The organism is Intrasporangium sp. (assembly GCF_035280925.1).
Lineage (GTDB): Bacteria > Actinomycetota > Actinomycetes > Actinomycetales > Dermatophilaceae > Intrasporangium.
In genome coordinates this window covers 1-2,543 of record NZ_DATEEY010000086.1, presented here as the reverse complement: position 1 = coordinate 2,543, position 2,543 = coordinate 1, and the positions used below count along the sequence as shown (strand labels likewise).

Sequence of the window (2,543 nt, the reverse complement as noted above, 5' to 3'; positions counted from 1 at the left end):
GTGCCTGAGACAGCGTTCGGCAGCCTGACGATGCTCAAGCTTCCCGGCGACGAGTTCGTCAGCCTCGAACTCGTCTACGAGCCCAGAGGTGGCCAGGTCGACCCGGGCGGGTTGAACCACTTCGTCATCCAGGTGGAGGCGTTGCACGACACCATCGACTGTCTCACGGCCCAGGGAATCGATGCGGAACCACCGAAGTCACCGGACGGTTCCGACGATTTCTGGACGAGCTGGCTCACCGACCCGGACGGCTACCGGATCGAGCTGGTTCAGTGGCCGCCCGGGCACCCCGACGGCATCACCGCGGCGGACTTCCCGTGAGGCTATCGATGCGACCCAGGGCACCCGGCGCGTCCGCCGCCCACCACGTGCGGACGCACAGCCTCACTGCAGACCTCGACGCTCCTATCTTGTTGACCCGACGGGAGGTAGGCCCTGGCGTCCAGCAAGATGGCGCGGTAGGTCTCGCGGGCGATGTAGCGCTTCAGGCATCGCCAGGCTTCCCTCCTGGACTTGCTCGCTCCTTTCCACTTCCAATACACAGCGCACCGGGGGCTTGCGTCAAGCCCCCCGGTCGTGCCGCAGGATACCGGCCGAAGCCAGTACCTACGGAGACGGGAGAAGGGAAGTGAGTGCGTTGTCGTCGACGTATGGGCCGCGCGGGGACGTCGAACCGATGGCGGGGCTCGCGGTGCGGTTACGGGCACTCGGCGCGGAGCTCGACACGGTCGCCGTCGTGGCGGAGGGACGTGATGCGCTGGTCGAGACCGGCGTGATACCGACGGGGGTGTGGCTATGACCGAGCATGCGGTGGTGATCGCCGGAGGAGGCCCGACGGGGTTGATGCTCGCGGCCGAGCTGGCGTTGGCGGGCGTCGACGTGGCCATCGTCGAGCGGCGTCGAAGCCAGGACCTCCCCGGCTCGCGCGCGGGCGGTCTGCACTCGCGCACCATCGAGGTCTTCGACCAGCGCGGGATCGCCGATCGGTTCCTGTCGGAGGGGCAGGTGGCCCAGGTCGCGGGATTCGCCGGGACGCCTTTGGACATCAGCGACTTTCCGACCCGGCACAACTACGGCCTCGCGTTGTGGCAGAACCACATCGAGCGCATACTGGCCGATTGGGTCGGCGAGCTGGCGGTGCCGATCCATCGCGGACGTGAGGCGACGGGTATCGTGCGGTACCACACCGGCGTCGACGTGGAGCTCTCAGACGGCCGGTCGCTGCGGGCGGAATACCTCGTCGGGTGCGACGGAGGACGCAGCCTGGTCCGCAAGGCGGCCGGCATCGGGTTCCCCGGGTGGGGTCCGACAACCAGCAACCTGATCGCCGAGGTCGAGATGGACGAGGAGCCGGTGCTCGGCATGCGCCGCGAGGGTGGTAGCATCGGTCCCGTAGATCCGGCGCAGGGCGGAGGGCCGTACCGGGTCGTCCTGACCGAAAAGCTCGTCGAACACACCAGCGAGCCCACCCTGCAGGATCTCCGTGAGGCGCTCGCCGTCGCCTACGGGACGGACTTCGGGACGCACAGCCCGACCTGGATCTCCCGGTTCACCGACGTGACCCGGCAGGCGGCGTCCTACCGCGAAGGGCGTGTGCTGCTCGCGGGCGACGCCGCGCACGTTCATTACCCGGTGGGTGGGCAGGGCCTCAACACCGGTGTGCAGGACGCGGTGAACCTGGGGTGGAAGCTGGCCCAGGTGGTTCACCAGACGTCTCGGGGAAGCCTCCTGGACACATACCACGCCGAGCGCCACCCGGTCGCCGCCCGCGTGCTGCGCAACACCATGGCGCAGGTCGCGCTCAGCAGGACCGACGAGCGCACCGAGGCAGCGCGCGACACCATGACCGAGCTGCTAGTCATGGACGAGCCTCGCAGACGACTCGCCGCGGAGATGTCCGGCCTGGGCATCCGGTACGACCTCGGCGAGGGACACCCGCTGCTCGGGCGCCGCGTGCCCGATCTCGACCTCGTCACCGCCGACGGCCCGCTGCGGGTGTTCGCCCTGCTGCACGATGCCCGGCCGGTGCTGCTCAACCTCGGCGAGCCCGGCGACCTCGACGTCACTCCATGGGCACACCGAATATCGGCGATCGACGCCGAGTATGACGGCGATTGTGAGCTTCCGGTCCTGGGCCAAGTAGCGGCCCCCGCCGCCGTACTGATCAGACCCGACGGATACGTCGCCTGGGTGGGGGACGGCACAGATACCGGGTTGCGCGACGCGCTGACCACCTGGTTCGGACCGCCTAGTAGGTCTGGCCGCGCAGCCTCACCGTGGGCGACACCCTAATTGTCCCCGTTGACCCGTAGGTTTTCTTCGGCTTTCTCATTTCCCATACTCGACCAATAGTAACGGGACGTTGATTACGAGATGCCAAACGAAACCCTAGCGGTAGCGATGTAGGGGGCACGAGACGACCGCGGCAACCAGCTTCATAGACGCTGGTTTGGGAGACCTATCGTCCCTCCGGCCGCACACGTGCCCCCGGGAGCTAAGAACACCACGGGAGCGGCGAAGCGCTCGGAAGCTTGAGAGCACGC

Annotated in this window: 2 protein-coding genes; both read left to right on the top strand. The window is 67.8% G+C overall.

What is annotated here, in order from left to right:
- The coding region (locus VJN29_RS08985; RefSeq protein WP_324143283.1) for a VOC family protein at positions 1-321 on the top strand (321 nt) is incomplete at its 5' end.
- A 474-nt stretch (positions 322-795) separates the two neighbouring features.
- Positions 796-2,292 carry an FAD-dependent monooxygenase gene (locus VJN29_RS08980; RefSeq protein WP_324143282.1) on the top strand — a complete coding sequence of 499 codons (1,497 nt, stop codon included), beginning with the start codon at positions 796-798 and terminating at the stop codon, positions 2,290-2,292.
- The last annotated feature ends 251 nt before the right edge of the window (positions 2,293-2,543 follow it).